We start from the raw sequence: 24932 nt of genomic DNA, 5'->3' as shown, positions 1-24932 counted from the left end.
TCCAAGGACGGTAGCCGCCGTGCCCCGCCGGGATCAAGCGACGTCTCGGCGCGTCGGGCGCGCTCGCGCGCTGCCCCGCCAGCGCGCGCAGCGGCGCTTCAGGAATAGAACCAGGCCAGCAAGACGAACGCCATGAAGGCCGCCGCCGCGACGGCGAGCGCGAGCGCGCGCGGCACGCCGAGGAGCATCGGCCGGAGGCTGGCCTGAAACGCGACGGCGTCCGCGGCGGTGGGCGGGCCCATCGCGTCGCCGGCAGCGTCGACCCGGACGGCGAGCGCGGCGGATGGCGCGCATGCCGCGTCGCTCCTCGCGGGGTCGGCGCCCATGAACGGCTGGGCCGCGCCCGCATCCCAGGGCGTCGGCGTGCGCCGATGCGGGGCCGCGCTCGCGTCCCCGGGCGCCGGAGTGAGCCGATGCGGGGCCGCGCTCGCGTCCCCGGGCGCCGGAGTGAGCCGATGCGGGGCCGCGCTCGCGTCCCCGGGCGCCGGAGTGAGCCGATGCGGGGGTGCGCCGAAATCCGAGGGCCGCGACGCGGTCGGTGACGCCAGGTGCTCGAGGCCGAGCTGGGCGAGGATGGCCCGCTGCTCGTTGCCCCACGCGAGGGGCAGCGCCGTCGCCTCGGGCGCGAGCGTGAGCGGCGCGGACATCACCTTGTGCATCGCCCGCTCGAGCGCGAGCGCCTCGTCGAGGCGGTGCGACGCGCGCTCCGGGGCGGCGCTCGCGGAGAGGCGCAGCGCCTCGGTGGCCATCTCGGAGAGGTGAGCGGCCACCTTGGCCAGCGCCAGCTTGCGCTCGGCGTGGGCGACCGCGAAGCGCGCCTCCTCGCGGAGCCGGAGCGCCTCGGTGGTGAGGCGGTCGACCTCCGCGTGCAGCGGCCTCGCCACGCCCGGCGCGCCGTGCGCCGTGAGCGGTGTGTCGGCGTCGTGATCCACGGAGAACGCGGCCACGGGAGAGATCGAGGGCGTCGCCTCGTTCCCGGACGTCGCGCGCAGCTCGTTCCCCGACACCGGCAGCGGCTCGCTGTCCCGATCGGTGAGGGATCCGTACGAGGGCAGTCTGCTGCGGCGCCGTCCTCCGCTCGAGCTGGAGGACCCGGGGTCTGCGCGCACCCTGCCGCTGCTGCCGACGACGACCGTCGCCTCGTCGGCCGTCTCGGAGGCCATCGGTCCACGCCGGCCGAGGTCGTCGTCCGCGGCGTCCGCCTCGCGCGGCGTGAGGCCGGTCGGCGACGGGGACAGCGTCGCGCGGCGCGCCTCGATGTCGGTCGCGTCGTCGTTCTGAGCGCGCGCGCCCCCGCCGCCGCGGAGCCGACCGAGGGCGTTCGCCCCCCTGCCCCGCGGATCGGCCGAGGGCCGGCGCGGGATCGCCTCGGCTGTCGAGAGCGAGGGGCGCGGCGCCTTGGCGACCCCGGCGAAGCCGCCGGTGACGGCGCGCTCGAACCAGCGCATCTGCCTCATCGCGTTGCGCCGCACGAAGCGCCCGAGCGCCTCCTCGTTCCCCTCGTGGTACCCGTGGCTGTGCAGCCAGCCCTCCAGCCGAGCGAGGATCTCGTCCGCGCTCTGGAAGCGCGACGGCGGGTCCCTCTCGAGACAGCGCATCACGATCGACACGAGCTCCTTGTCGATCTTCGGCCGGAGCTCCCGCAGGTCGGCCGCGGGCTGCGTCGACATGCTCCGCAGGAGCTCGTAGTCGCTCGTCGACGGCCACGGGTGCTTGCCGGTGAAGAGCTCGAACAGCACGACGCCGAGCGAGAACAGGTCGGAGCGCCTGTCGGCGGGGCCCCCGCGGGCCTGCTCCGGCGCCATGTACGTCGTCACGCGCCGGCGCGCCCCGACGGCCGTCGTCATCACGCGGAGCGACGATTTGGCGAGCCCGAAATCGGCGATCTTCACCTCGCCCTGGAACCCGACGAGCACGTTGCCCGGCGTCAGATCGCGGTGCACGAGGTTGAGCAGCGCGCCGGCAGGCGAGCGGAGCTCATGCGCCGCGCTGAGCCCGCGGCAGAGCGTCGCGCCGACGTGGACGACGAGCCGCTCGGAGAACATCTCGCCGGTGTCGAAGACGGTCTTCATGAGCCGCGCGAGGCTCACGCCCTGCACGAGCTCGACGGCGAAGTACCACCCCTGCTCGTCCGTCCCCCAGCCGGCGACCTCGACCACGTTCGGGTGCTTGAGCGCCGCGGTCGTGCGCACCTCGTCGAGGAACCGCGTGGAGACGTTCTGATCCTCGGCGAAGTGCGGGTGCAGCCGCTTGACGGCGAGCAGCTCCCCAGGCCGGTGCGGACCTGCCGACCTGCAGAGATCAACGCGGGTGGTGGCCCCGGATGCGATCTCGGCAAGGAACTGGAGCGAGAGCGCAGCCGGCGCGGGCTCGGGGAGCCGAGACATGCACGGAGAAGTCTAGCGGGCGACGACCCCCACCGGAAAGAGCCTCAGAGGCCCGCGCGCACCGCGGCGATCGCGGCGGCGACCCCGGAGGGGGTGGCCTTGAGGTGCACGTCCAGGTGGTCATCCTTGGTCTTGAGCGCACGGACACCGAGCACCGGCGCGCAGATGCGCAGCGCCCGCACGACCGTCGGATTCCCGCTGAGGGCCGGGATTTTGAGGAGATCCAGGGTAATCCTGTCACCCTTGGCGTCGATCAGCGCGGCGGGCCGCTTGGGCATGAAGGAGACGAGATCGCCCGGCTTGTTCAGGTCGATCGCCCCCGAGCCGATCAGCCCGGCGATCGGCGAGGCCTCGTCGCCCATCACCTGCAGCTTGAGGTCGGCGATCCGCAGGCCGACCTGGATCGCGTCCGCGCGCACGTCGAGCTCCTCGGCGAAGGCCGTGAACGAGGCCCGGATCGGGGCGCCCATGATCTTCACGGTCAGGGCGAGGCGCAGGCCCGGGGGCGCGGCCTCGATCACGATGTCCTTCGGCGCGCGCTTGCCGCCGCTGAGCTCTCGCGCCAGATAGCGCAGCGCATCGATCGGGACGCCGAACCGCAGGCGGAGCGCGCCGCGGAGCGCCCTCGCGAGCTCCTCGGGGTGCGCCTTGAGATAGCCACCGGCGTGGCGAAGCAAGACCTTCGGATCGGGCTTGGGCATCGTTGGGGGCGCTACGATTGCCCGGAGTCGAGCCAGCGCGCAAGGGGCGAGCGCGGTCCGCCGGGAGGCCCTCGACGACCGGAGGTCGCTGTTCGAACGGGGGCGACTCGGTCACACTCGGGCCCGATGCAGACCAGGATCCTACTTGTCATGGCGACAACAGCGCTCGCGATCGGCTGCGGATCGGCCGACGCGGCGCTCGATTGGACGTCGAGCGGAGGCGGGGGCGGTGGCCAGGGAGGTGATGACGATGGCCGGGGCAGCGATGGCGACGGCCAGGACAGCGGCGGGGGCCAGGACGATGGCGGCGGGGGCAAGGGCGATGGCGGCGGCGGCGCGCTGAGCGGCGAGGACGGCGGTTCGAGCGGCGGCGAGGCGCCGGGAGCCTCCTGCGACCCACCTCCGGCGTGCGATGCGGCGCCGCCCGATCCGGGCGAGGAGCTCGCATGGAATCACCCGTCTTCGTACCTCATCGCCGGCGCTGGGAGCCCCAACCACCGCGGACGCGACCTCTACCTGACGCCGGACGACCCGCAGTGGATCATCGGAAAGTTCGCCTACGGGATCACGGACAAGGACCTGAAGGACGAGCGGGTCGACATCTATCTGCTCCGCGGCTGCGGCGGCGCGTGGGAGCGCCTCGGCTCGGCGACCACGACGGAAGCGGACTCGGCGCACCGCGCGGTCGAGGGGGTCAGCGATGACGGCGGCCGCGTCTACTTCGAGATCCCCGCGGCGCAGCGGCTCGGTCCGGGCCGGCACCGGGTCCACCTGGTCGTCCGCGGCGACCTCTCGAGCACCGACCTCTTCATCGAGGTCGTCCCGCGGGGCACGCCGATGTTCGTCAGCGACGTCGATGGGACGCTCACCGGCACGGAGACCGAGGAGTTCACCTCGCTGCTCCTCGGCGAGCTGCCCGACGCGCACGCGCACGCCGCGGCGGCGCTCCACCGGCTCGCGTCGAAGGGCTATCGCCCGATGTACCTGACCGCGCGGCCGGAGTGGCTCGTCCAGCGCACGCGCGATTTCCTCGAGGCGTACGGCTTCCCGCCTGGCATCGTGCACACCACGCTGAGCCTGACAGGCGCGACGGGCGACAGCGCCGTGGAGTACAAGACAGCGGAGCTGGAGCGGCTGTTCGACGGAAGGGAGATGCTGCCCGCGTGGGCCTTCGGCAACACGGCGACCGACGCCGAGGCCTACGACAACGGGGGCGTGACGCCGGTCGCGCGGCGCGTGTTCTACCGGTTCGACGATGAGGCGCACGGCGGCCGTCGCATCGACGGCTACGACGAGCTGTTCGCCGAGATCGACGCGCTCCCCAGCCTCTGCGATTGATCCGCCCCGCCGGCGCGTCGCCCCGTCAGCCGGACGCCTGCTCGGTCCGGGCGCCGCTCGCCGGCGCCTCCGACGCGGCCGCGGCGCCGGCCGGAGGTTCGACGCGACCGCCGATCGAGCGGAGGAGCTCGCTCACCGCGGCGTGGGCGCGCTCGCGCAGCTCGTTGACCCGCGCGCCCTCGCGGCCGTCGGGGCGCACGGCGATCGGCGCGCCGACCCGGACGCGGACGATCCGCAGGGTGCCGTCGCCGGTGTCGAGGGCGCCCTTCTTCATGAGGAGGTGCGTGCCGTCGATGGCGACCGGCACCACGGGCACGCCGGCGCGGACGGCTGCATAGAAGCCGCCGTTCTTGAACTGCCGGAGGATGCCGTCCTCGCTCCGCGTCCCCTCGGGGAAGACGAGCAGCGGCTTGCCGCTCTTGAGCACCGCCTCGAACCGCGAGATCGCCTCGACCGCGGCGCGGGAGCCGACCGTGCGATCGACCGGCACGTGACCCGCGAGCCGGAGGTGCCAGCCGAGGAATGGGATCTTCATGAGGGAGCGCTTGGCGGCCCACTTGAAATCGCCCGGCAGCACGGCGCCGAGGGCCAGGATGTCAAGAAGGCTCTGGTGGTTGGAGCAGTAGACGAACACCCCGGGAGGGACGTTCTCGAGTCCGCTCGCCTGGATCTCGATATCCAGCCCTCGCGCGCTCGCCTGACACCAGCGTCGCATCGCCCAGAGGCTCGCCGAGCGCTGCGGCGTGAGGGGGCCCAGCGTCAGAGACACTGTGCCGTAGGCCATTGTCCTGAGGGTGAAAGGGACCCACTGGCGCGTCGCCAGCCATGCGCTCCTGAGATCCATACTACAGCGCTTACCACTCTCCATGTCGGGCGAAAACGCGTAGCCTCGTGCGCACCGGCGCGGCGTGCAAGCGGCGTTGCTCGGCTCAGGATCGCCGGCGCGCGGTCACGGATCGAGCGGCGGTGTGAGCAGCCCCCAGCCGACCGTGGCCGGCCGCCCGGCGCGCTCGAACTTGACCGTGAACAGGCCTGTCTCCTCGGCGCTCTGCACGACGGCGGGCCGCAGCGCGCCGACCCATTCGGCCCAGACGCTCGCCCCGATCTTGAGCTTCGGCTTGACGGGGAGCGGACGGAGCGCCGACTCGTCGGCGAGCAGCGCGGCGCCGCCATAACCGAGGGCAAACCACCGCGCGGAGCTGCTGGACAGCGACGTCAGGACGGCGCCCGGCTCGGCCGGAGGACCGCCGAGCCGCGACACGAGCAGCACGTGGCGCCACGTCTCGCCGTCCTTCCATGCGGCGAAGTTGCCGGGGGCGAGCCCCGCGGTCTGCACGACGAAGCGAACGCCCTTGAGCTGCGCGAGCGGGGTCCGCGGGTCCATGTCGGTGTAGCGGACCTCGATCTTGTCCTTCACGAAGCGGGTGAGGACGGCGTGCTTCATGACGCCGTTCCACTCCGTGAGCAGCGGGTCGTGGGGCCGGAGGCGGGGCGCGTCGGGCACGGGGATGACGTAGCCCGGGTGAACCTTGTACGACGGTCCCCCCCTCCCCTCGACGATGAGATCGTCGCCGTCGAAGCCGACCACGGTCGCCGCGTACAGCACGAGCGTGGACCCGAGCTTGGCCCCGGCGAGCATCCGGTCCGAGAAGGTGAACACGCGGCGGCCTGGCTCGAGCTTGATCGGGTACGGGGGGAGGCCGAGCGGGTTCGACGCGTGCGCCGCGCCGGTCGGCGCCGAGGTCTCCGCGAACGCAGGCCGCGGCAGCGCGGCGACCGGCGGGCTCTGAGAGGGCATCGGCGTCGGGGTCGATACCGGCGTCGACTCGCACGCGGCCGCGAAGCTCGCTGCGAGGAGGCAAGCGAGCGCCGCGAGCACGCCGCGGGAACGCGGCGCTCGTTCCCCGAGGCATCGCATCGCGCGGCGCTCGCGATCCTTCGAGGTGGCGCGACGCAGCCTGCGGGACCCGGCCCCGAGACCGCCGGGACGTCGGTCAGCCATCGCGGGCGAGCATGGACCGCGAAACGGACGACGGCGAGCAGAAAGGGACAGCAGAACGACTCGATGAAGCGCCGGCGTCAGACCTGACCGCCCGCGTCAGAGCCGGAGAAGGAGGGCGCCGCGGTGCGGCGGAGCACCCCGCTCCTCGCGACGCGCTCGGCGCCTCTGCGCTACCCTGCGGCGCGATGAAGCGCGCGTTCAGCGTCGATGAGCTCAAGCAGACCGCGCCGCGCCTCGCCGTGGAGCGCCGCGCCGTGCGCTTCCAGGACGTCGACGCGGCCGGGATCGTCTTCTATCCGCGGGTCCTCGAGTATTTCAGCGACGCGTACATGATCGCGCTGAAGGAGCGAGGCATCGACCTTCCTGCGATGATCGCGGGCGGCACGATCAAGCTGCCGCTCGTCCACGCCGAGGCGGATTACCTCCTGCCGCTCCGGTTCGGTGACACCATCGAGGTCGAGGTGCTCGCGCCGAAGCTCGGCGACACGTCGTTCACGGTGGGCTACCGCGTGACGACGGCGGGCCGGGTCGCCGCCATCGGGCAGACCGTGCACGTGTGCATCGACGGCGCGCGCTTCACGCCGTGCCCGCTCCCGGACGATCTGCGCAGCGCGCTCGCCTAGCCGCGCCGAGCGGCGGCCGCCGGACGGCGCGCCGGGCGCTAGCGCGGCGGGAACGGGGCGAGCGCGGCCGCGAGCTGCGCCGCCGCGCCCGCGCGATCGAGCTTGCCGGCCGCGGTGAGCGGCAGCGCCGCGACGGCGCAGAGGCGCCGCGGGCGCTTGTGCGGGGCGAGCCGCGCCGCGACGACGGCCGCGAGATCGCCGAGCAATGCGGGGGAGGGCGCGGCGCCGCCCGCCTCGCAGGGCGAGGCCTGATCGGGGACGATCGCCGCGGCGACGACCTGGCCCCAGCGCTCGTCAGGCACGCCGAACACCACCGCGCCGGCGACGCCCTCGCAGGACGCGAGGACCTGCTCCACCTCGGCGGGGTAGACGTTCTCTCCGCCGGTCACGATGAGATCGCTGCGGCGCGCCGCGACGTGCAGCCGCCCGGCGGCGTCGAGCGCGCCGAGATCGCCGGTGCCGAACCACCCGGCGCCGTCGACCGAGAGCTCCGGCGCGCGGTCGGGGCCGCGGTAGTAGCCGCGGAACAGCGCCGGGCCGCGGATCTCGATGCGGCCCACGCCGTCGCTGCCGGCGCCCTCGATGCGGAGCTCGACGCCGGCGATCGGGGAGCCGGAGCCCGGCTCTGTCGCGCGCGGATCGCGCGGGCGCTGCGCGGTGACCTGCGAGCACGCCTCGGTGAGGCCGTACGTGGTGAGCGCGTGGACCCCGCGGCGCGCGCACTCGTCGAGCGCCCGCGCCGGAGCGCCCGCGCCGCCGACGAGCACCGCGCGGAGCCGGGCGAGGACGTTGTCGCGATCGGCCTCCAGCAGCGCGAGCAGCATCGTCGGCACCACGGAGAGCAGCGTCGCGCGGTCGCGGGCGATCGAGGCGAGCACCGAGGCGGGCTCGAAGCGAGGCGCGAGGATGACAGCGCGGCGCGCGAGCAAGCAGCGGGTCACGATCGAGAGGCCGCCGACGTGGCAGAGCGGAAGACAGAGCAGCCAGCGATCGTCGTCGCGCACGCCGAGGTTGGCCGCGCTCCCCTCGGCGGCGGCGAGGAACGCGCGGCGCGAGAGCACCGCGCCCTTGGGACGCCCGGTGGTGCCCGAGGTGTAGACGATCGCGAGATCGCCGGAAGCGTCCGGCGGAGGGACGCGCGCGGCCTCGGCGGCGCGCGCCCCGCGCTCGCGGAGCGCGCCGATCTCCGGCGCGGCGTCGTCGAGCAGGGCGGCGAGCGCAGGCTCGCGCAGCACGAGGTCGGGGCGCGCGTCGTCGATCAGGAGGCCCGCCTCGCCGGCCGTGAGACGTGGGTGGATCGGGACGAGCACGGCGCCGAGCGCGAGCAGCGCGTGGAGGACGACCACGGTCCCGAGCGCGTTCGGGGCGACGAGCGCCACGCGGGCTCCCTGCCCTATCCCCGCCCGGGCGATCCGGCCGGATACGGCCGCGACCGCGGGCGCCAGCTCGCCGAAGCGGAGGGCGCCGCCGGGGCCGACGCCGAGGGCGGGGACGTCGATCGCGCGCTGCGCGTCGTCCTCGGCGCCGCCGAGGACGATCGCGGTCCGAGAGGCGATCTCGGGATCGCGCACAGCATCGAGGAGGCTCAGCCCGTCCATGGCCGGATGCCGAGGCCGGGCTGATCGCTGGCCGCGACCAGGCCGCCCTCGCGGAGCTGCGGGATCCGGATCGCGGGCCACGCCTCCAGGCCGGCGTGCGCGTCGAGGCCGCACGCGAGCGGCGCGCGCGGCAAGGCGAGCGCGAGCTCACACGAGGCGGCGAGCGCGATGGGCCCGTCGAAGAGGTGCGTCACCACGGCGTCGAGGCCGCGCGCCTGCGCCCGGCAGCCGAGCGAATGCGCGCGCAGCAGGCCGAGCATCGCGGGCTTCAGGATGAACGCAGCGCAGCCTTCCGCTTCGAGCAGGCGCTCCGGCATGCCCTCGACCGCGAGCGACTCGTCGGCCGCCCACGGGACCTCGCGCGCGCCGAGGTGGTGGAGGAGCTCCGGCGCGACAGGCTGCTCGACGAAGCGCGGGCCGAGCGGCGCGAGGAGCGCGAGCCGACGGGGCGCCTCGTCGAGCGACCACGCCGCGTTCGCGTCGAGCCGGAGCTCGACGCCCGGGTGCTCCCGCCGCAGCGCGCGCAGCGCCTCGCGGTCGCGCGCGAAGCCGTCCTCCCCGCGCGAGCGGAGCTTCACCTTGATCGCGCGGACGCCGCGCACGACGAGCGCGCGAGCCCGCGCGAGCATCTCCGGCAGCGGCACCGAGGTCGTGAGCAGCCCGTTGACCTGGACCTCGGCGTAGCGCCCTTGTCCGCCGAGGCACGCCGACATCGAGAGGCCGATGCGCTGGCCCAGCAGATCGAGCAGCGCCGTCTCCAGGGCGAAGCGCGCCGCCGGGAGATCGCGCAGCCGCGATGACAGCGGCGCGAGCGCGCGCAGAAGCGCGGACACCGTCGCCGTCGACGGAGCGCCCTCGGCCGGCAACTCGATCGCGCCGAGCGCCCCCGGCAGCTCGGCGAGCGCGCGCTGGTCCTCGTCGGCCGTGTCGGGTGAGAAGCCGGGGAGCGGCGTGGCCTCACCCAGGCCGACGCGCCCCTCGTCGTCGGTGAGCGACAGCACGAGGCCGCGGCGCGCGCCATCGAGGATCCGGGACGCGAGGCGGGCATCGACGACGCGCATGATCCCTACAGCTGGGCCGCGAGGCCGAGCGAGAAGAGCAGCGCGTAGGCGAGCAGCAGCTTCGCCGTCCCGGCGAGGCAGTCGTTGAGCGGCCGGCCGTCGGTCGTCGCCAGCACCCGGAGCAGGCGCACCGCGCGAGGGAACGTCGCGAGCACGAGGAGCGTCCACCGCCGGCCTTCGCCGACGGCGAGCGCGACCGGCACCGCGTAGGCGGCGGCGAAGAGCATCGCGTATTCGATGACGCCCGCGCGGCGCCCGAGCCGGACGGCGAGCGTGCGCTTGCCGGCGACGACGTCCGTCTCGCGATCGCGGATGTTGTTGACGACGAGCACGGCGGTGGCGATGGCGCCGATCGGCACGGCCGCGGCCCACGCGAGCGGCGGGACCGAGCCGAGCTGGACGAACGCCGTACCGCAGACGGCGACGAGGCCGAAGAACACGAACACGAAGAGGTCGCCGAGGCCGTGATAGCCGAGCGGGTACGGCCCCCCGGTGTACGCGACACCAGCGAGGATCGAGACGACGCCGATCACCACGATGGGCCACCCGCCCACGAACGCCAGGTACACCCCGAACGGCAGCGTGAGCGCGATCGTGACGAGCAGCCCGGCGCGCACCTGGCGCGGGGTGAGCAGCCCCGCCTGCACGGCGCGCGTGGGGCCGAGCCGCTCGTGCGTGTCGGCGCCCTTCTCGTGATCGAAGACGTCGTTCGCGAAGTTCGTCGCGATCTGGATGAGCATCGCGCCCGCGAGCGCCGAGAGCGCGGGGCCGAGCCGCATCCCGCCGAGCGCGTAGGCGACGGCGGTCCCGACCATCACCGGCGCGAGCGCAGCGGTGAGCGTCGCCGGCCGGCACGCGAGGAGCCACGCCCGGAGCGAGCCGGGGCGCACCCCGCCCGCGGCCGCCGCGCCCGCCACGCCCGTCGCCCGATGCGCCGCCGCGGCGCTCACGCTCCCCTCCCCGGCTCGCGGAGCCCGCGCGCCCTCGCGGCGGCGCGAGCGCCCCCGCGCTGCGCGGCGCCCTCGCCGGACGCGCCGCGCGCGACGTCGTCGGGTGCCGGACTCGTGTTCGCGTTGACCTGGCTCATGATCGTGGATCCCTCTCGGCAAGCTCGGGGTTCTCGGCGCGCGCGCCGCTCATGGAGTCTGCAGATCGGCCGCCGCGCCGTCCGCGGCCGGCGCGCTGCCCAGGGCCGCGACGTCGCGACGAACGTCGGACCAGAGCCGCGCCACGCGGGCGGCGCCGTCGTGGGGCGGCACCACCGCCTCGATCAGCGTCGCGCCCGCCCGCTGGTACCCCGCGGCGAGCGCGCGGGCGAGATCCCCGGCGGTGCCGGCGCGCTCGTAGGCGAGCCCGAACATCGCCGCCGCGGGCGCGAAATCGAGGTGCTGCGGCATCGTGAAGCACCGCTCGAGCAGCTCGGCGCCGCGCCTTGCGATGGGGAGGTGCTCGAAGATGCGGCCGCCGTCGTTCTGGACCACCACGACGACGAGCGGCGCTCGGCCGTCGCCCGCCGCCTTCGCGGCGAGGAGCAGCCCGGTCAGATCGTGCAGCAGGCTGAGATCGCCGAGCAGCAACGTGACCGGCGCGGCGGCCGCCACGCGCGCGCCCGCCGCCGCCGACACGAGGCCGTCGATCCCGCTCGCCCCGCGCTGGTGCAGCACGCGCAGCGCGCGCGCCGACGGCGGGCAGTACGTGTCGAGGTCGCGCACCGGCATGCTGTTGCCGATCGCGAGCAGCGAGCCCGCAGGGCACGCGCTGGCCACCATCCGGGCGACGGCGCCCTCCGTCAGCTCCTCCCCGGCGCAGGCCCGCGCGGCGTGCGCCGCCGCGATCTCGCCGGCGCGCGCGAACGTCGCGGCCCAGTCCCGCCGCCCGCGCCCCAGGCTCAGCGCCGCCCCGGCGAGGCGCGCCGCGAGCGCCTCACACACCTCCACGGGCTCACCCATGACGAGGGCAGCCGCGGCGCTCGTCGGGTCGTTCCAGCCGTGCGCAGAGACGACGACGCGGCGGGCGCTCGTGTGCTCGGCGATGTAGGTCGCGTAGCCGGCCGACGTCGGCGGGGCGCCGAGCTCGAGGATGAGGTCGGGCGCGTTCGCCGCGCGGAACTCGGGCGCGCGGAGGAACGAATCGAACGACGCCGGCATCACGACGCCGTCGGTGAGGCCGCCGAAGCAGATCTGGCTCGTGCCCTCGGCGAGCACCGGGAAGCCTGTCGCGCGCGAGAGCGCGAGCACAGCGCGGCGCGCGCGCGCGTCGTCCTCTCGGCTCTCGGCGGGGCCGCAAACGATGAGCCCCCGCTCCGCGCGCGCGCAGCGCGCGGCGAGCTCCTCGATCGCGCGCCCATCGACCCCGGCGCGGGCCGACACGACCCGCGTGCCGGCGCGGCGCATCAGCGCCTCCCACTCTGCCTGCCATGGCTCGGGCCCGGCCGCGTCGACAGGCTCGAGCGGCTTGCGGAAGCGCGCGTTGATGTGGACCGGGCCCGGCGTCGGCGACAGCGCGCGCGTGACCGCCTGGGCCGCGATGCGCGTCACCGCGCGCAACGCGAGGGGCGACGGATCCGGCAGCCCGAGCTCGGCGAAGTGACGGACGTGGTCGCCGAAGAGCTTGGTCTGATCGATGGTCTGCGCGGCCGCGGCGTCGGCGAGCTCCCACGGGCGGTCGGCCGTGATCGCGATGAACGGGGTGAAGCTCTGGTGCGCCTCGATGATCGCCGGGAGCGCGTGCGCGCCGGCGGTGCCCGAGGTGCAGACGAAGACGCTGGGCCGGCCGGTGACGCGCGCCTGCCCGAGCGCGAAGAACGCGGCGGTGCGCTCGTCGACGACGCTGTGGCAGCGCACCTCCTCGCTCTCCATCGCCGCGATCGCGAGCGGCGTGGAGCGCGAGCCGGGGCAGAGGACCAGGTCGCGCACCCCGGCCTGCGCGAGCGCGCGGACGAACAGCTGCGCCCAGGCAGAGTGGAGGTTCGACCCGCCCATCACCGCCCCCCTAGGCCCTCTCTGGCGCGCACCTCAGGCCCCCTCGGGCGTCGCGACGAAGAGGCACACGACGCCCATCGTGAGCGGCTCCACGCGGAGCACGCGCAGCCCCGCGCCGCGCATCAGCTCCGCGAACTCGTCCGGCGGCGGGAACCTCGCGATCGAGTCCTGCAGGTACCGGTACTCGTCCTTGCCGGAGATCGCGCCGCCCACGTACGGGACGACCGTGTGGATGTGGAAGCGCGCGAGCTTGCCCATGAGCCCGCTGCGCGGCTCGCTGAGCTCGAGGATCGCGATGCGCCCCCCGGGCCGCGTGACGCGCGCCATCTCGCGGAGCGCCCGCGCACGATCCGGGACGTTGCGGATCCCGAACGCCATCGAGATCGCGTCGACGCTCGCGTCGCCGAGCTGGAGCTGCTGCGCGTCGCCGACCTCGAGCTCGACCCGCCCGGCGAGCCCCGCGGCCTCCACCTTCCGGCGGCCGACGCCGAGCATCCCCTGCGACGGATCGACCCCGATGACCTTCACCTCGTGCGCCCGCGCGATCGCGATCGCGAGATCGGCGGTGCCGGTCGCGAGATCGAGCACCGTCGCGCCGGGCGAGAGCTCGAGCGAGCGCACCGCGCGCCGCCGCCAGCCCTGATCGAGCCCCAGCGAGATGACGCGGTTCAAAAGGTCGTACCGCTCCGCGATGCCGTCGAACATCTCGCCCGTGCCGAAGCGGCGCCCGCCGCGCGGCGCCTGATCCTGGCTCGCCTCGCTCATGTCCCGCCCCCCGCCTGGTGCACCGCGCGCGGCGCCTCGGCGCGCTCTGCGGCGAACCGCTTGCCTTCGCCGGACGGCGGCGCGGCGGACTCCCCGCCCGCCGTCGACGTGCCGCCGATCGCGCGCTTCCGCTCGTGGAGCCGCATGTGGCCTCGCTGGATGCCCTCGCTCGCGAGCGCGCGCAGCGCCGCCAGGTTGGACGCCAGCCCGACGGACGCCAGCACCACCGCGAGCTCGCGCGCGCTCTTCGCGCCGACGAGCTGCAGCGCCGCGCGCACGCCGGCGTGCACCTCGGTCGCGCCGCCCACCGTGCCGACGGCGAGCGGCAGCTCCGCCCGCCCCACGAGCCCGCCCGGGATGCGCTCCCACGTGCTGAGCGGCCGGTACCGGCCGCCGATCGCCGCGTAGGCGTGCGCGCCCGCCTCGATGGCGCGGAAGTCCTGCCCGAGCGCCACGGCCGCCGCGTCGAGCCCGTTCATGAAGCCCTTGTTGTGGGTCGTCGCCCGGTACGGATCGAGCTCCGCGAAGCGGCTCGCCCGCGCGATGCCGCTCGCCACGTCCGCGCCCCCGATCGCGTCGTCCGTCACGGTGGCCGTCACCCGGACGAGTCGGCGGACGGTCAGGTTCGAGAGGATCCGCAGGCCCAGCGTCCCGCCGGCGATGCGCTGCACGAGCGGCGCCACCGCCTCTGCGACGGTGTCGACCAGGTTCGCGCCCATGGCGTCGCCGACCTCGACGTAGAGGTGCACGACGAGCACGCCGAGCTCCGCCGAGAGGACGCGCACCTCCAGATCGCGGCAGCCGCCGCCGCGCGCCACCATCCTGGGGATGGCCGCGTCCCCGGCCGCGAGCAGGCTCGCGCGGGCCGCCTCCAGCCGGGCCGCGGCCGCCTCCGCGTCCGGCACGTCGTCGAGCTGGACCTGGGCGGTCATGATCGGCGGGTCCGCCTCGCCGGAGAAGCCGCCCGACCGCCGGACCATGCGCGCCGCGTTCGACGCGGCGGCGATGACGCTCGGCTCCTCCACCGCCATCGGCACCAGCACGTCGCGCTCGTTCACGCGGAAGTTCAGCGCCAGGCCGAGCGGGAGCGCGTGCGTCGCGATGACGTTCTCGCACATCCGATCGGCCACCGCCGTCGGCAGCCCGCCCCCGCTGGCGAGGTGCGCGAGCGCCTCCTCGTCGAGCAGACCGAGCGCCTGGATCGCGCGGAGCCGCTCCTCGAGGCACCGCTTGTAGAAGCCGCTGATCCGGCTGGACACGTGTTGGCTCATCGGGTGTCTCCGCGCGCCGCGCGCGCTCGCGAGCGGCGCGCGCTCCGCGCACCGCATCAAGGGGTTCGTCATCGCCGCTCACCGCTTCCGCCGGGGCGTCGACATCGCGACCCCCTCCAGCGCCGCCTTCGCCGGGCTCTCCGGGAGCGGCTCGATGCTCCGCACCGCGTCCCCGCAGAGCCGGGACGCGAGCTCCAGGCAGTCGTCCACGACGCGCTCCTCGACCATGATCCGCGCGATGCGCCGGCCGAGCTCCGGCTCGACGGCCGTGTCCTCCGACGCGCAGTGCGCCTCGAGGGCGGGCGTGAGCTCGCGGTCGCGCTCCATGGCGAGGAGCAGCGGGTACGTCATCTTGCCCTCGCGCAGGTCCGTGAGCAGCGCCTTGCCGGTCGCCTCCGGGTCGCCGGCGAAGTCGAGGACATCGTCGACGAGCTGGAACGCGACCCCGAGGCTCGTCCCGAAGCTCTCGAGCGCCTTGCAGAGCGGCTCGCTCACGCCGCCCGCGCGCGCGCCTGCGAACATCGCCCAGCGGAACAGCGACGCCGTCTTGCCGTCGACGATCTGGAAGTACTCGCTCGTGCTCGTGCGCACGCGGCCCCGCGACGCGAGCTGGAGCGCCTCGGCCACGACCATCTCCTTGATCACGAGGAGCACCCGCTCGAGCACGTCGGTCATGCCGACCGCCTGGATCTTGGAGAGCGCGTCGAGCAGGAGGTAGTCGCCGCCGAAGATCGAGGCGGCGTTGCCGTAGATGACCCGCGCCGCGTCCGCGCCGCGCCGGCGGTCGCCGAGGTCGACGACATCGTCGTGCAGCAGCGTCGCGTTGTGGACGAGCTCGACCGCGACCGCGAACGTCCGCGCGGCGTCGTTGAAGCCGCTCCCGATGTGGGAGGCCAGCGCGACGCAGATGGGCCGCAGCCGCTTGCCGTTCAGGCCGAGCAAGTGCCGAGCGCTCCGGTGCGCCGGCGTCTCGCCGTCCAGCCCGACCTTCTCGATCTCGCGCTCGATGTCGCCGAGGTCCCCGTCGAGCAGGCGCCTCAGCTCCGCGAGGCGCGCGGCGAGCGCGTCGAGCCCTCGCCCAGCGCACATGCCTCCGAGGCTCGAGACGACATCGCTCCGCTGGACCGTCCCAGTAAACGTTGTAGTCGCAGTCATCCCATCTCCACCTGGAAGCACGAGCGCACGCTGCGCCCCGCACCGCGCGGGGCCCCCCGTGACGGCCGAGCTCTCCGAAATCACGGTCCCGCTAGGCGCCTCGCCGGGAACGCACGGCGCGGATGGGGAACCGGACCAGATCCCCGAACCGCGAGAAATCCACGGTCCTGCTCTTGATGAACCCGTCGAGCGCCGCCTGCGCGACGATCACGAACGAGAGGAGCCGCTCCACCCGATCGAGGCTGAACCGGGCGGCGTCGGTGGGAGGCAGGCCCTCGAGCAGCGCCGAAGCCCGCTCGAGGCGCTCCCTCACGGAGTCGGCGATCAGCCGCTCGCGCTCGGCGAACACTTTGGAAATCATCTTCCAGAAGTCCGTCTCGGCCTCGAAGAACTCCTTCCGCTCTCCCGGTTTCCATACCCTTCGTACTACACCCCACCTTTGCAATTCTGTCAGCGACATACTCATTGCGCCGGAGGAAACCTGCAGCCGCTCGCCGATCTCGGCGGCGGAGAGGGCTCCGCCCTCGATGAACAGGACGGTCCAGATCCGCCCGAGCACCCGGCGGAAGCCCCAGTGCTCGATGACGTCGCCGATCGCGTCCGCCGCGAGCAGCTCCGCCTGGCGATGGATGTCGCTTGCGTGGCTCATGAAAGTTTCAAAATTCTTTGAAAGAACTGTGTGGGCCTACTTGCGCCGGCGTCAAGACATTCCCGACCGTTCTCGCCACGCAGCGCGGACGAGGGGGTCGGTTCCTGGCTGGCGCGGGGGCGCGCGGGTCACTTCCTAGGCCGCGCGCCGCGCGGCCTGGGGCGTCGAGCGCCGGGGTGCTCCTGTGCAGGGTTCGCGCGCCGCGACCGCGAGCCTTCGGCCCGGGGCCATTCGGGCCTCGCGGCGGTGCGTGGCGTGAACCGCTCTCGACGGCGCTAGCTCACGCCCGGATCCGGTCCATGAGATCCCGGTTTTGCCGGAGCAGCGCCTCGGGCATGCGCGAGCCGAACGACTCCAGGAACGCCTCGCGATCGCGCGCCTCCTCCAGCCACGCGTCGCGATCGATGGCGAAGAGCTCACGCATCGCCTCGTCGTTCACGCCGAGGCCGCTCGTGTCGAGCTCGCCGTCCGTGGGCATGATCCCGACCGCGGTGTCGTGTCCCTTCGCCTCCCCGCGCACACGCGCGACGATCCAGCGCAGGACGCGGAGGTTCTCGCCGAAGCCTGGCCAGAGGAGCGCGCCCGCCTCGCTCTGCCGGAACCAGTTCACGTGGAAGATCTTCGGGAACGCCGCGCGGTTCTCGCCGAGCTCGATCCAGTGCCGGAAGTAATCGCCCATGTTGTATCCGCAGAACGGGCGCATCGCCATCGGGTCGCGGCGGACGACCCCGACCTTCCCGGTGGCCGCCGCGGTCGTCTCCGAGGCCATCGTCGCGCCCAGATAGACGCCGTGGGCCCAGCCGCGCGCCTCGCAGACGAGCGGCGCGAGCCGCGCGCGCCGTCCGCCGAAGACGATGGCCGAGATGGGCACGCCCGCTGCGGCGTCGAACTCCGTCGAGATGGACGGGCACTGGCGGGCCGGCGCGGTGAACCGGCTGTTGGGATGCGCCGCGGGCTCCTTGCTGTCGGGGGTCCACCGGCGTCCCCTCCAGTCGGTGAGCACCGGCGGCGCCGGACCGTCGAAACCTTCCCACCACGGCGTCCCCTCCGGCGTGAGCGCCACGTTCGTGAAGATCGAGTTCTGGGCCAGCGTCGCCAGCGCGTTCGGGTTCGTCCTCGAGCTCGTCCCCGGCGCCACGCCGAAGAAGCCCGCCTCGGGGTTGATCGCCCAGAGCCGGCCATCCCGGCCGATCCGCAGCCAGGCGATGTCGTCGCCGACGGTCCACACCTTCCACCCCTTCTGGGACGCGGGCGGCACGAGCATGGCGAGGTTCGTCTTCCCGCAGGCGCTCGGGAACGCCGCGCAGACGTACGTCACCCGCCCTTCCGGGTCCTCCAGCCCGAGGATGAGCATGTGCTCCGCCAACCACCCTTCGTCGCGCGCCATCGTGCTCGCGATGCGCAGCGCGAAACACTTCTTCCCGAGCAGCGCGTTGCCCCCATACCCGGAGCCGACGCTCCAGATCAGCCGCTCCGCCGGGAAATGGCAGACGAAGCGGCGCTCGGGGCTCAGGTCCCCGAGCGAGTGCAGCCCCCTGCAGAAGTCGTCGGAGCTGCCCAGCGCATCGAGCGCGACCCGGCCCATACGGGTCATGATCCGCATGCTCGCCACGACATAAGGGCTGTCGGTGATCTCGATTCCAACCTTCGCCGAGGGCGATCCCACTGGGCCCATCAGGTACGGCACGACGAACATCGTCCGCCCCTTCATCGCCCCGTCAAACAGCCGTCCGACCCGCTGCGAGGCCTCGTCCGGCGACATCCAGTTGTTCGTCGGGCCCGCGTCTTCCTTGTCGCGAGTGCAGATGAACGTGAGGTGCTCAGTCCGGGCGACGTCGGTCGGGTCGCTCCGGTGAAGATAGCAGTTGGGGTATCTCTCCCCGTCGAGCGCGAGGAGCGTCCCGTCGCTCAGCATCCCCTGGATCAGCGTTCGGTTCTCCGCCTCGGAGCCGTCACAGAAAACGACCCGATCAGGCCGCGTCTGATGGGCGACCTCGTCCACCCACGCTGAAAGTTTCCGGTTTTGCATACGACTGCGAGCCTAGCCTGAGCGAGAACCTCCGCCAAGTCACAGTACTATTGTAATACTTCGCCAAATCTGGATGTTCTGGCAGAGAGCGTGGCGTTGCAGCCAGCCGGCGTTCACGCGTCGGATGGGCTCAGTTCACGCGAGGCGAACGCAGGGACGTTCGGCTATGCTGGAGACGTGCAGCGTGTCGTCGACCTCCCTGATCGGGGCAGACTCATCGTCGCCACCGATTTACAGGGCAATGTCGCGGATTTCGAGCGAATCGCCGAGATCTTCGAGCAGGCGGCGACCGGCCGTGACGGCGCGGTCCTCGTGATCACGGGCGACCTGGTCCACGGGCCCGAGCTCGACGAAGGTGAATGGCCCGACTACCTGGGCTCGTTCTACCGGGGCGATTCCGTGACCTTGCTGAAAAAGGCGAGGAGTCTCGCGGAACGCCACCCCGGGAGGGTTCACTACCTGCTCGGAAACCACGAGCACGCGCACGTGGGAGGTCCGGTGGTGGCCAAATTCTTCCCGGACGAGGCGCTGCGGCTCGAAGACCTCCTCGGCCCGGAGGACACGCTGGCGATGCGAAGCTGGTTCCGCGGGTGGCCGTTCGTGGCGGCCGCGCGCGCGGCCCGGCTGGTCATGCTGCACGCGGCGCCGCACGCCCGCATTCAGAGCCGGCAAGATCTCGATCGGCTCCCGCTCGACGGGTTCCTCGACGTGCCGCTCTCGGAGATGAGCCTGCACGGGACGCTCGGCGCGCTGCTCTGGGCGCGGAGCACCTCGAGCGAGCGCGCCTATGCCTTCCTCCGCGCGATCGACCCGGACGCTCGCGTGGCGATCTACGGGCACGACGTCGCGCGCGAGGGGTACGCCACCGAGCGCGAGCCGCTGCTCTGCCTGTCGACGAGCTTCGGTTGCTACGACGGCGACAAGCTCTACCTGGAGTGGGATCTCGCCGAGCCCGCGGAGAGCGCGGCCGACGTCGCCTGGCGCGGGCTCCGGTCGCTGTACCCCGACGCGCCGCGCGTCCACAGCGACCCCTGAGCGTCCCGACGAGAACGTCACCAGCGCGCTAGCGACCGAGCTCCTCGACGAGGGCCGCGACGCCCTGGTCGATCTCGGCGTCGGTGAGGTACGGCGCGGGGCCGATGCGGAGCACGTCACGCCGGGCGTCGACGAGCACGCGCCGGGCGCGGAGGCGCTCCACGACGTCGCCCGCTCGCGCTGAGCGCACGGCGACGAAGCCGCCCCGGCGCTCGGGCTCGCGGGGCGAGACGACGTCGCCGCCGCGGCCCGCGGCGTCGAGGAGACGGAGGATGCGCCCGGTCTGCCGGAGCGATATCGCGCGCAGCCGCGGGACGGTGAGGCCGAAGCGATCCCAGTGCGCGATCACCGCGGCGGCGCGGTAGAGCGCGGAGGGGTCGAACGTGGAGCCCGCGAACCGCGCGCCCCCGGGCGCGTACGCGACGCCGCCGCTGCTGCCCGCGAGCGAGCCGAAGTCGGCGAACCAACCGGTGAAGACCGGGCGCAGCCCGCAGCCGTGCGGGACGCGCATCCAGCAGATCCCCTCGCCCATCGCCGCGTACTTGTAGCCCCCCGCGACCGCGAAGACGTGAGGCGCCGCGCTGCCCCACGCGAGCGGGACGACGTTGAACGCGTGGTAGGCGTCCACGAGCGGGACGGCGCCGATCTCGGCCGCGCGCGCGACGACCTCGTCGAGCCGCGGCACCACCGTCGCGCTCTCGAAGAGCACGGCCGAGATCGCGAGCATCGAGGTGCCCGGCCGGAGCGCGGCGAGCAGCCGGTCGGCGAGCGCGTGGCGCGGCTCGACGCTCACCCAGTCGATCTCGACGCCCTCCTCGGCGAGGCGGGCGAGCTGGCGCCTGAGCGAGTGGAACTCGCCCTGCGTGGTGACGATCCGGAGCCGCTCGCGCCGAGGGAGCGACGTGATCAGCCGGTAGACGAGCTCGTGGGTGTTCTGGCCGAAGGCGATGGCGTCGCCGCGCTCGAAGCCCATCCGCTCCAGGATCGCCGCGCCGACGGTCGAGAGCCTCGGCAACACCGCGGCGTCCCACTTGCCGTCGACGAGCCGCGCGGCGTCGTCGAAGCACGCGGCGAGCGCGTCGCGCGCCACATCCGGCCAGGCCTGGTGCGAGTGCCCTGTGAGCAGGATGCGCGGCGCCGCGTCCCCCGCCGGCGCGAGGAAGCGCGAGTACGCCGCGCGAAACGCGTCGAGGTCGAGAGAGAAGCCCTGTTCCACGTCTCCTCGCATTCCAGCTCTTCAGCCGCGGCATCGCGCGGCGAACACGCGGGGCGACGAGGCCCCGCACGCGCTGCCGCTTAACCCACTTCGATGCCCACTTCCACCCAGTCGGTCCGTGGGGTGCGGTGCGTTGCGCAGGATGCGCGGATTGCGTCCTCGACGCGCGCGGCGCGGCCTGGGGCGCTCTGCCATCTGCCCAACGCGCGCGCCGACGGCCCAGGCGGCCGGACGCGAGAGGACCGGCTGCTGCACGAGATCGAGCATCAACGGGGCTGGTTCATCGCCCCGCCATGTCGTGCTCGCCGGGGCGAGGCGGCGGAGCGCGCGGCGGGGGCGCGCCTCCGGCCGGTCCGATCATCGTAGGGGGAGGTAGCTCTCTCGGAGCCATGCGGAGCGGCACGCGCTTCCAGATCGAGGTGGGAGGTTCCATGACGGGCGAGGATTGCTGCGGCGTGGGAGGGGGGCCGGCGCGTCGGCGCGCTAGACTGCGCAACTTGCCGATGCGACCGCGCGCGGAATACCTCGAAGGGCTCGTCGACCTCACGTCCCACGACGACCCGAACGTCCGGCGCGCGCTCTTCCGGCAGACGATCGCCTCGCTGGCGCTGATCGATGCGCTCGATGGATCGACCCCGCTCGACTCCCTCAGCCCGGATGGCCTGCTCCGGAGCGTCCAGACCGCCATGGCCGACGGGCTGCTCGACGATCTGAGCTGGCTCGCGCCGGCCGCGGCGAGCGTGGCGCTCTACGAGATCGCCGGGGCGCTCCCGCTCGGGCCGGAGCGGCGCGAGCTGGGCAGGCGCGTCCTGGGACAGCTCTACGCCGGCAACGCAGCGACGTTCGTCGCCCTCGCGACGCGCATGGCGGCCGGCTCGGCCCGCGGCCTGTCCGGGGCAGGGATCCGCGCCCGCGTGATGCTCTCGCTCTGGCTCCCCGCCGGCACGGACATCCCGGTCGAACCGCTCGCGCTCCTGCTCGCCTCGCGGCGCGAGCTGTCGCGCGACTGGATCGCCGCGCCGTCGACCGGCTCGCTCCCGGAGCGACGGCTCGCCGCGCGCCTGCTCGAGCGCGCCGCCCGCGAGGCGACCCGCCGGGCCACGCAGGGCGACGACCTCCCGCTCCGGCTGTTCCGCAACGTCGGCGACGGGCGGCGGCGCGACCTCGACCGCAGCGCCGACGGGATCGCGCTCGCCTGGCAGACGCTCCTCGCCGATCGCGAGCCGCTCGTGTGGCGCCACGTCGCCGCGGCGCGAGGGCTGCTCGCCGGGGTGCTGCCCGACTTCGCCGAGGAGGTGCGCGCGCTGCTCGCCCAGGATCTCTCCCCCACCGAGTGGCGGCGCGGCGCGGCGTCGCTGGCCGCGAGCATCGCCGTGGATCCGGACGGCGCGCTCGGACGCGCGATCGATCTCCTCCGGAGCCCGCTGCTCGCCGCGGACCCGGGCATCGCCACCGCGATGGCCTGGGGGCTCCCCGTCGCGGCCGACGCGGAGCCCGAGGCCGCCGACGCGCTGCTCGACGAGATCGCGCGCACGTCCCCGATGGCGACCGCCGAGGCGATCGTCGAGCTCCGGCGCGAGCTGCGCGGCGTGATGAGCCGCGGCGAGCCGCTCGGCGCCCGCGCCGCGGCGCGCTGCGCCCGCGCGCTCGAGGACGCGCTCGAGGCCCCGCCCAGCGCGCACGTCCGCGACGACGGGCTCGCGGCGCTGGCGCGCGTCATCCACCGCGACCTCTCGATGGACAGCGCCGGGGTGGCGCTGCTGCGCGGCGCGCTCGACAGCGCCGTCGCGGCGTTCGTCGAGACCGGCCCGCGCGACGCGCACGGCCGCGCGCTCGAGGCGTACGCCCTCGCGACCGAGGTGGTGGGCGCGCTCGAGGAGATCGAGCTCTGCGAGCACGACGACGCGCAGAGCACCGCGGCGCGCAGGGCCGCGGTGGGGCTCGTGCGCGAGCTGGACGCCGAGCTGCTCGGCTCCGGCCTGCTGAAGAGCCTCCTGCTCCTGAACCGGCGGCCGAGCGAGGACGCGACCGGGGTCGCGTCCCTCGACGATCTCGACGAGCGGCTGGCCCGCTGGCTGCTCCGCGCCGAGGGGCCCGCCGCCCGGGCGAGCGCCTCGCCGCCCCTGCACGTCACCGTGCACCAGCGCAACCTGCGCGCGCTCATCCACCTGATCGACGGCGAGAGCACCGACTTCGGCAGCGAGCCCGAGCTCAAGGCGCGGGTGCTCGCCCGCTGGACGGGCGCCATCGGCGTGCTGCTCGACCGGCTGCGCGCCGAGCGCGGCTCGTCGCTCCGCCGCGCCATCGCCGCCTCGGTCGCCCGCGGCCTCGACGCGCTCGTGCGCGAAGGCGCCGCCGACGCGGCCGACATCTTCTTGCACGCGGCGATGCGCGGCGGCGACCCCGACGACCTCGACGTGCTCGGCCAGGCGAGCATGCACCCGGACGTCGCCCAGCTGCTGCGCGCCTACGCGCGGTTCGCGCGCGGCGGGCGCGACGGCGGCGCCCGCGCGCGCGCGCCGGAGAGCGACGCCGCGGCGTCGCGCCGGTCGACCCGGCAAGCCGGCCTCGACGCGGAGCTCGCCGAGGCCGAGCGCGCGCGCGTGGCGCTCGAGCGCATCGCCGCCATCGAGGCGCTCGTCACGGCGCTCCCTGCGGGCGCGTCGCAGCGCACGGAGATCGTGCGGGGCGCGCTCGCCCGCCTCGCGCGCGCGCTCGGAGCGATGAACGCGGCCCGCGCGCTCAGCGCGCTGACCGGCGCGGGTGACGGCGACGCGGACGCCTCGCCGCTCGCCGCCCTGGAGGAGGCCCTGACGCGCCTCGCCCAGCTGACCGCGGGCGCGCGCCGGCGCTGCGGGGAGCACCCGGCCTCCGCGCCCTCCGGCGCGACCGAGCCGCTGCGCCTCGCGATCGAGGTCGCGCTGCAGCAGGAGGAAGGCGACGCGGAGCCGAGCGTCGCCGCGCCGATCGAAGCGCTCGTCTCGGCCGCGCGCGCGAGCATCCCGAGCGCGCTCGCCGATGTGGTGGCCCTCGTCGTGCCGCGCGTCCTGCTGCTCCCGGTCCGGCGGCAGAGCGCGCCGAGCGGGGTCGCCCTGCCCGAGCAGCCGCTGCCCGCGTGGCTGCCGAGCCGGCGCACGCTCGGCGGCTTCTACGTGCATCGCCAGCTCGGCGGCGGCTCGCTGGGGACGGTGTTCGTCGTCACCCGCACCGAGGAGCGACACGATCCGTCGGCGGAGCGCTTCGCCCTCAAGGTGCCGGAGTACGATCACACGGCGGCCAGGAGCGTCTCGGAGGCCGACTTCCTCCGCCTGTTCCGGGAGGAGGCGGGCGCGCTGCTCTCGCTGCCCGATCACCCGAACATCGCCCGCTTCGTCACGTTCGACGCGGGCGCGCGCCCCAAGCCGATCCTCGTGATGGAGCTCATCGAGGGCATCCGCTGCGACAAGCTGCTCGACGCTCGAGGCCTCACCTCGCGGAGCGCGGTGGCGCTGCTCGACGGCATCCTCGCCGGGCTGGAAGCCATGCACGCCGTCGGCGTCGGGCACCTCGACATCAAGCCGACGAACGTGATCCTGCGCGGGGGACGCGAGCCCGTGCTCGTCGATTTCGGCCTCGCCGGCCGCCACATCCGCCCTGGCTGCGCCACTGGTTGCTACGGCGCCCCGGAGATCTGGGGCGTCGTCCCCGCCGGGGTCACGCCCACCCCGCTCACGGCCGACGTCTACAGCTTCGGATGCGTCGCCTACGAGATCCTCACCGGCAAGACGCTGTTCGACGCGCCCACCGAGGTCGCGCTCATCACGGCGCACGTCACCCACGACGGGCTCCCCGCGCCGATCAAGCGCATGGCCGACGATCCGAGGACCGCGGACATCGCGGCGTTCATGTATGCATGTTTACGACACAACCCGAACGATCGCGCGACCGCCTCCTCCCTGAGGGAAATGCTGCTGCGGATCACCGGCCAGCTCGCTGACCTGAGATGGCCGCTCGACGACGAGCGGGCTGCCAGGCCCAGCATCGGTGGACCTCGGAAAGTCCATACAGGAAATTCCTGATGCGTTTTTCCTCTGAATCCTGTCGGCTCAAAGAAGGATTTAAGCAGTAGGTTGTTTCTCGGC

General features: G+C 73.9%; 19 protein-coding genes. 4 read left to right on the top strand and 15 right to left on the bottom strand.

The genetic code is table 11. The features are described 5' to 3' along the window. Positions 1 to 98: 98 nt before the first annotated feature. Together WMF22_RS16570 and WMF22_RS16565 are read right to left on the bottom strand one after the other, a co-directional pair. Complete coding sequence (locus WMF22_RS16570; protein ID WP_438036321.1) at positions 99 to 2387, bottom strand: protein kinase domain-containing protein; 2289 nt, start codon at positions 2385 to 2387, stop codon at positions 99 to 101. 44 nt (positions 2388 to 2431) lie between these two features. Further along, the gene (locus WMF22_RS16565) at positions 2432 to 3088 is read right to left on the bottom strand and encodes a hypothetical protein (protein WP_437300032.1); all 657 of its coding nucleotides are present in this window, start codon (positions 3086 to 3088) and stop codon (positions 2432 to 2434) included. Positions 3089 to 3238: 150 nt separating this feature from the next. Between WMF22_RS16565 and WMF22_RS16560 the strand changes: the two genes are divergently transcribed. Further along, the gene (locus tag WMF22_RS16560; RefSeq protein WP_437300031.1) at positions 3239 to 4426 is read left to right on the top strand and encodes a lipin/Ned1/Smp2 family protein; all 1188 of its coding nucleotides are present in this window, start codon (positions 3239 to 3241) and stop codon (positions 4424 to 4426) included. A gap of 25 nt (positions 4427 to 4451) precedes the next feature. Here WMF22_RS16560 and WMF22_RS16555 read toward each other — a convergent pair whose 3' ends face one another. Further along, positions 4452 to 5141, bottom strand: coding sequence for a lysophospholipid acyltransferase family protein (locus WMF22_RS16555; RefSeq protein ID WP_437300030.1), 690 nt, complete (start codon positions 5139 to 5141; stop codon positions 4452 to 4454). 234 nt (positions 5142 to 5375) lie between these two features. Beyond that, positions 5376 to 6224 carry a hypothetical protein gene (locus tag WMF22_RS16550; protein ID WP_437300029.1) on the bottom strand — a complete coding sequence of 283 codons (849 nt, stop codon included), beginning with the start codon at positions 6222 to 6224 and terminating at the stop codon, positions 5376 to 5378. 389 nt (positions 6225 to 6613) lie between these two features. On the opposite strand from WMF22_RS16550, the gene WMF22_RS16545 reads away from it, so the two are divergent. Next, entirely contained in the window at positions 6614 to 7051 is a 438-nt protein-coding gene (locus WMF22_RS16545; protein WP_437300028.1) for an acyl-CoA thioesterase, read from the top strand. A 38-nt stretch (positions 7052 to 7089) separates the two neighbouring features. Here WMF22_RS16545 and WMF22_RS16540 read toward each other — a convergent pair whose 3' ends face one another. The 10 genes from WMF22_RS16540 to WMF22_RS16495 all read right to left on the bottom strand — a co-directional run bounded on the left by WMF22_RS16540 (position 7090) and on the right by WMF22_RS16495 (position 18560). Then, complete coding sequence (locus WMF22_RS16540; protein WP_438036320.1) at positions 7090 to 8649, bottom strand: class I adenylate-forming enzyme family protein; 1560 nt, start codon at positions 8647 to 8649, stop codon at positions 7090 to 7092. Continuing rightward, the gene (locus WMF22_RS16535) at positions 8637 to 9710 is read right to left on the bottom strand and encodes a mandelate racemase/muconate lactonizing enzyme family protein (RefSeq protein ID WP_438036319.1); all 1074 of its coding nucleotides are present in this window, start codon (positions 9708 to 9710) and stop codon (positions 8637 to 8639) included. Before WMF22_RS16535 ends, WMF22_RS16540 begins: the two co-directional genes overlap by 13 nt. Before the next feature lie 5 nt (positions 9711 to 9715). Next, positions 9716 to 10627 carry a 1,4-dihydroxy-2-naphthoate polyprenyltransferase gene (locus tag WMF22_RS16530; protein WP_437301569.1) on the bottom strand — a complete coding sequence of 304 codons (912 nt, stop codon included), beginning with the start codon at positions 10625 to 10627 and terminating at the stop codon, positions 9716 to 9718. Between the two features lie 29 nt (positions 10628 to 10656). Beyond that, positions 10657 to 10797: a hypothetical protein gene (locus tag WMF22_RS16525; protein WP_437300025.1), complete on the bottom strand. Its 141-nt coding sequence runs from the start codon at positions 10795 to 10797 to the stop codon at positions 10657 to 10659. A 49-nt stretch (positions 10798 to 10846) separates the two neighbouring features. After that, positions 10847 to 12691 carry a 2-succinyl-5-enolpyruvyl-6-hydroxy-3-cyclohexene-1-carboxylic-acid synthase gene (gene menD / locus WMF22_RS16520; RefSeq protein WP_438036318.1) on the bottom strand — a complete coding sequence of 615 codons (1845 nt, stop codon included), beginning with the start codon at positions 12689 to 12691 and terminating at the stop codon, positions 10847 to 10849. 33 nt (positions 12692 to 12724) lie between these two features. Continuing rightward, the gene (gene ubiE / locus WMF22_RS16515) at positions 12725 to 13456 is read right to left on the bottom strand and encodes a bifunctional demethylmenaquinone methyltransferase/2-methoxy-6-polyprenyl-1,4-benzoquinol methylase UbiE (RefSeq protein WP_012235642.1); all 732 of its coding nucleotides are present in this window, start codon (positions 13454 to 13456) and stop codon (positions 12725 to 12727) included. Then, complete coding sequence (locus tag WMF22_RS16510) at positions 13453 to 14727, bottom strand: hydroxymethylglutaryl-CoA reductase, degradative (protein WP_438036317.1); 1275 nt, start codon at positions 14725 to 14727, stop codon at positions 13453 to 13455. The genes ubiE and WMF22_RS16510 overlap by 4 nt, the downstream gene beginning before the upstream one ends. A gap of 78 nt (positions 14728 to 14805) precedes the next feature. Then, entirely contained in the window at positions 14806 to 15882 is a 1077-nt protein-coding gene (locus WMF22_RS16505) for a polyprenyl synthetase family protein (protein WP_437300022.1), read from the bottom strand. A gap of 91 nt (positions 15883 to 15973) precedes the next feature. After that, positions 15974 to 16531, bottom strand: coding sequence for a GbsR/MarR family transcriptional regulator (locus tag WMF22_RS16500; protein ID WP_012235639.1), 558 nt, complete (start codon positions 16529 to 16531; stop codon positions 15974 to 15976). A 280-nt stretch (positions 16532 to 16811) separates the two neighbouring features. Beyond that, positions 16812 to 18560: a phosphoenolpyruvate carboxykinase (GTP) gene (locus tag WMF22_RS16495; RefSeq protein WP_438036316.1), complete on the bottom strand. Its 1749-nt coding sequence runs from the start codon at positions 18558 to 18560 to the stop codon at positions 16812 to 16814. 177 nt (positions 18561 to 18737) lie between these two features. On the opposite strand from WMF22_RS16495, the gene WMF22_RS16490 reads away from it, so the two are divergent. Next, positions 18738 to 19595, top strand: coding sequence for a metallophosphoesterase (locus tag WMF22_RS16490; RefSeq protein ID WP_437300019.1), 858 nt, complete (start codon positions 18738 to 18740; stop codon positions 19593 to 19595). A 28-nt stretch (positions 19596 to 19623) separates the two neighbouring features. On the opposite strand, the gene WMF22_RS16485 is transcribed toward WMF22_RS16490, so the two are convergent. Continuing rightward, positions 19624 to 20823 (bottom strand): kynureninase/PvdN C-terminal domain-containing protein, encoded by a 1200-nt coding sequence (locus WMF22_RS16485; RefSeq protein WP_438036315.1) that lies wholly within the window; start codon positions 20821 to 20823, stop codon positions 19624 to 19626. A 491-nt stretch (positions 20824 to 21314) separates the two neighbouring features. Here WMF22_RS16485 and WMF22_RS16480 point away from each other — a divergent pair, with 491 nt between their 5' ends. Beyond that, positions 21315 to 24869 (top strand): protein kinase domain-containing protein, encoded by a 3555-nt coding sequence (locus tag WMF22_RS16480; protein WP_437301568.1) that lies wholly within the window; start codon positions 21315 to 21317, stop codon positions 24867 to 24869. Positions 24870 to 24932: the final 63 nt, after the last annotated feature.

The organism is Sorangium sp. So ce204, from assembly GCF_051526795.1.
Classification (GTDB): domain Bacteria; phylum Myxococcota_A; class Polyangia; order Polyangiales; family Polyangiaceae; genus Sorangium; species Sorangium cellulosum_B.
Note: the sequence above shows the minus strand (reverse complement) of the source record. Positions and strands in the feature narration are given on the sequence as shown.

What these genes read in the sequence shown, in the direction of transcription:
- WMF22_RS16570 (WP_438036321.1), bottom strand. Translation starts at nt 2,387, where the DNA reads ATGTCTCGGCTCCCCGAGCCCGCGCCGGCTGCGCTCTCGCTCCAGTTC.
- WMF22_RS16565 (WP_437300032.1), bottom strand. Translation starts at nt 3,088, where the DNA reads ATGCCCAAGCCCGATCCGAAGGTCTTGCTTCGCCACGCCGGTGGCTAT.
- WMF22_RS16560 (WP_437300031.1), top strand. Translation starts at nt 3,239, where the DNA reads ATGGCGACAACAGCGCTCGCGATCGGCTGCGGATCGGCCGACGCGGCG.
- WMF22_RS16555 (WP_437300030.1), bottom strand. Translation starts at nt 5,141, where the DNA reads ATGCGACGCTGGTGTCAGGCGAGCGCGCGAGGGCTGGATATCGAGATC.
- WMF22_RS16550 (WP_437300029.1), bottom strand. Translation starts at nt 6,224, where the DNA reads ATGCCCTCTCAGAGCCCGCCGGTCGCCGCGCTGCCGCGGCCTGCGTTC.
- WMF22_RS16545 (WP_437300028.1), top strand. Translation starts at nt 6,614, where the DNA reads ATGAAGCGCGCGTTCAGCGTCGATGAGCTCAAGCAGACCGCGCCGCGC.
- WMF22_RS16540 (WP_438036320.1), bottom strand. Translation starts at nt 8,649, where the DNA reads ATGGACGGGCTGAGCCTCCTCGATGCTGTGCGCGATCCCGAGATCGCC.
- WMF22_RS16535 (WP_438036319.1), bottom strand. Translation starts at nt 9,710, where the DNA reads ATGCGCGTCGTCGATGCCCGCCTCGCGTCCCGGATCCTCGATGGCGCG.
- WMF22_RS16525 (WP_437300025.1), bottom strand. Translation starts at nt 10,797, where the DNA reads ATGAGCCAGGTCAACGCGAACACGAGTCCGGCACCCGACGACGTCGCG.
- menD (WP_438036318.1), bottom strand. Translation starts at nt 12,691, where the DNA reads ATGGGCGGGTCGAACCTCCACTCTGCCTGGGCGCAGCTGTTCGTCCGC.
- ubiE (WP_012235642.1), bottom strand. Translation starts at nt 13,456, where the DNA reads ATGAGCGAGGCGAGCCAGGATCAGGCGCCGCGCGGCGGGCGCCGCTTC.
- WMF22_RS16510 (WP_438036317.1), bottom strand. Translation starts at nt 14,727, where the DNA reads ATGAGCCAACACGTGTCCAGCCGGATCAGCGGCTTCTACAAGCGGTGC.
- WMF22_RS16505 (WP_437300022.1), bottom strand. Translation starts at nt 15,882, where the DNA reads ATGACTGCGACTACAACGTTTACTGGGACGGTCCAGCGGAGCGATGTC.
- WMF22_RS16500 (WP_012235639.1), bottom strand. Translation starts at nt 16,531, where the DNA reads ATGAGCCACGCAAGCGACATCCATCGCCAGGCGGAGCTGCTCGCGGCG.
- WMF22_RS16495 (WP_438036316.1), bottom strand. Translation starts at nt 18,560, where the DNA reads ATGCAAAACCGGAAACTTTCAGCGTGGGTGGACGAGGTCGCCCATCAG.
- WMF22_RS16485 (WP_438036315.1), bottom strand. Translation starts at nt 20,823, where the DNA reads ATGCGAGGAGACGTGGAACAGGGCTTCTCTCTCGACCTCGACGCGTTT.
- WMF22_RS16480 (WP_437301568.1), top strand. Translation starts at nt 21,315, where the DNA reads ATGCGACCGCGCGCGGAATACCTCGAAGGGCTCGTCGACCTCACGTCC.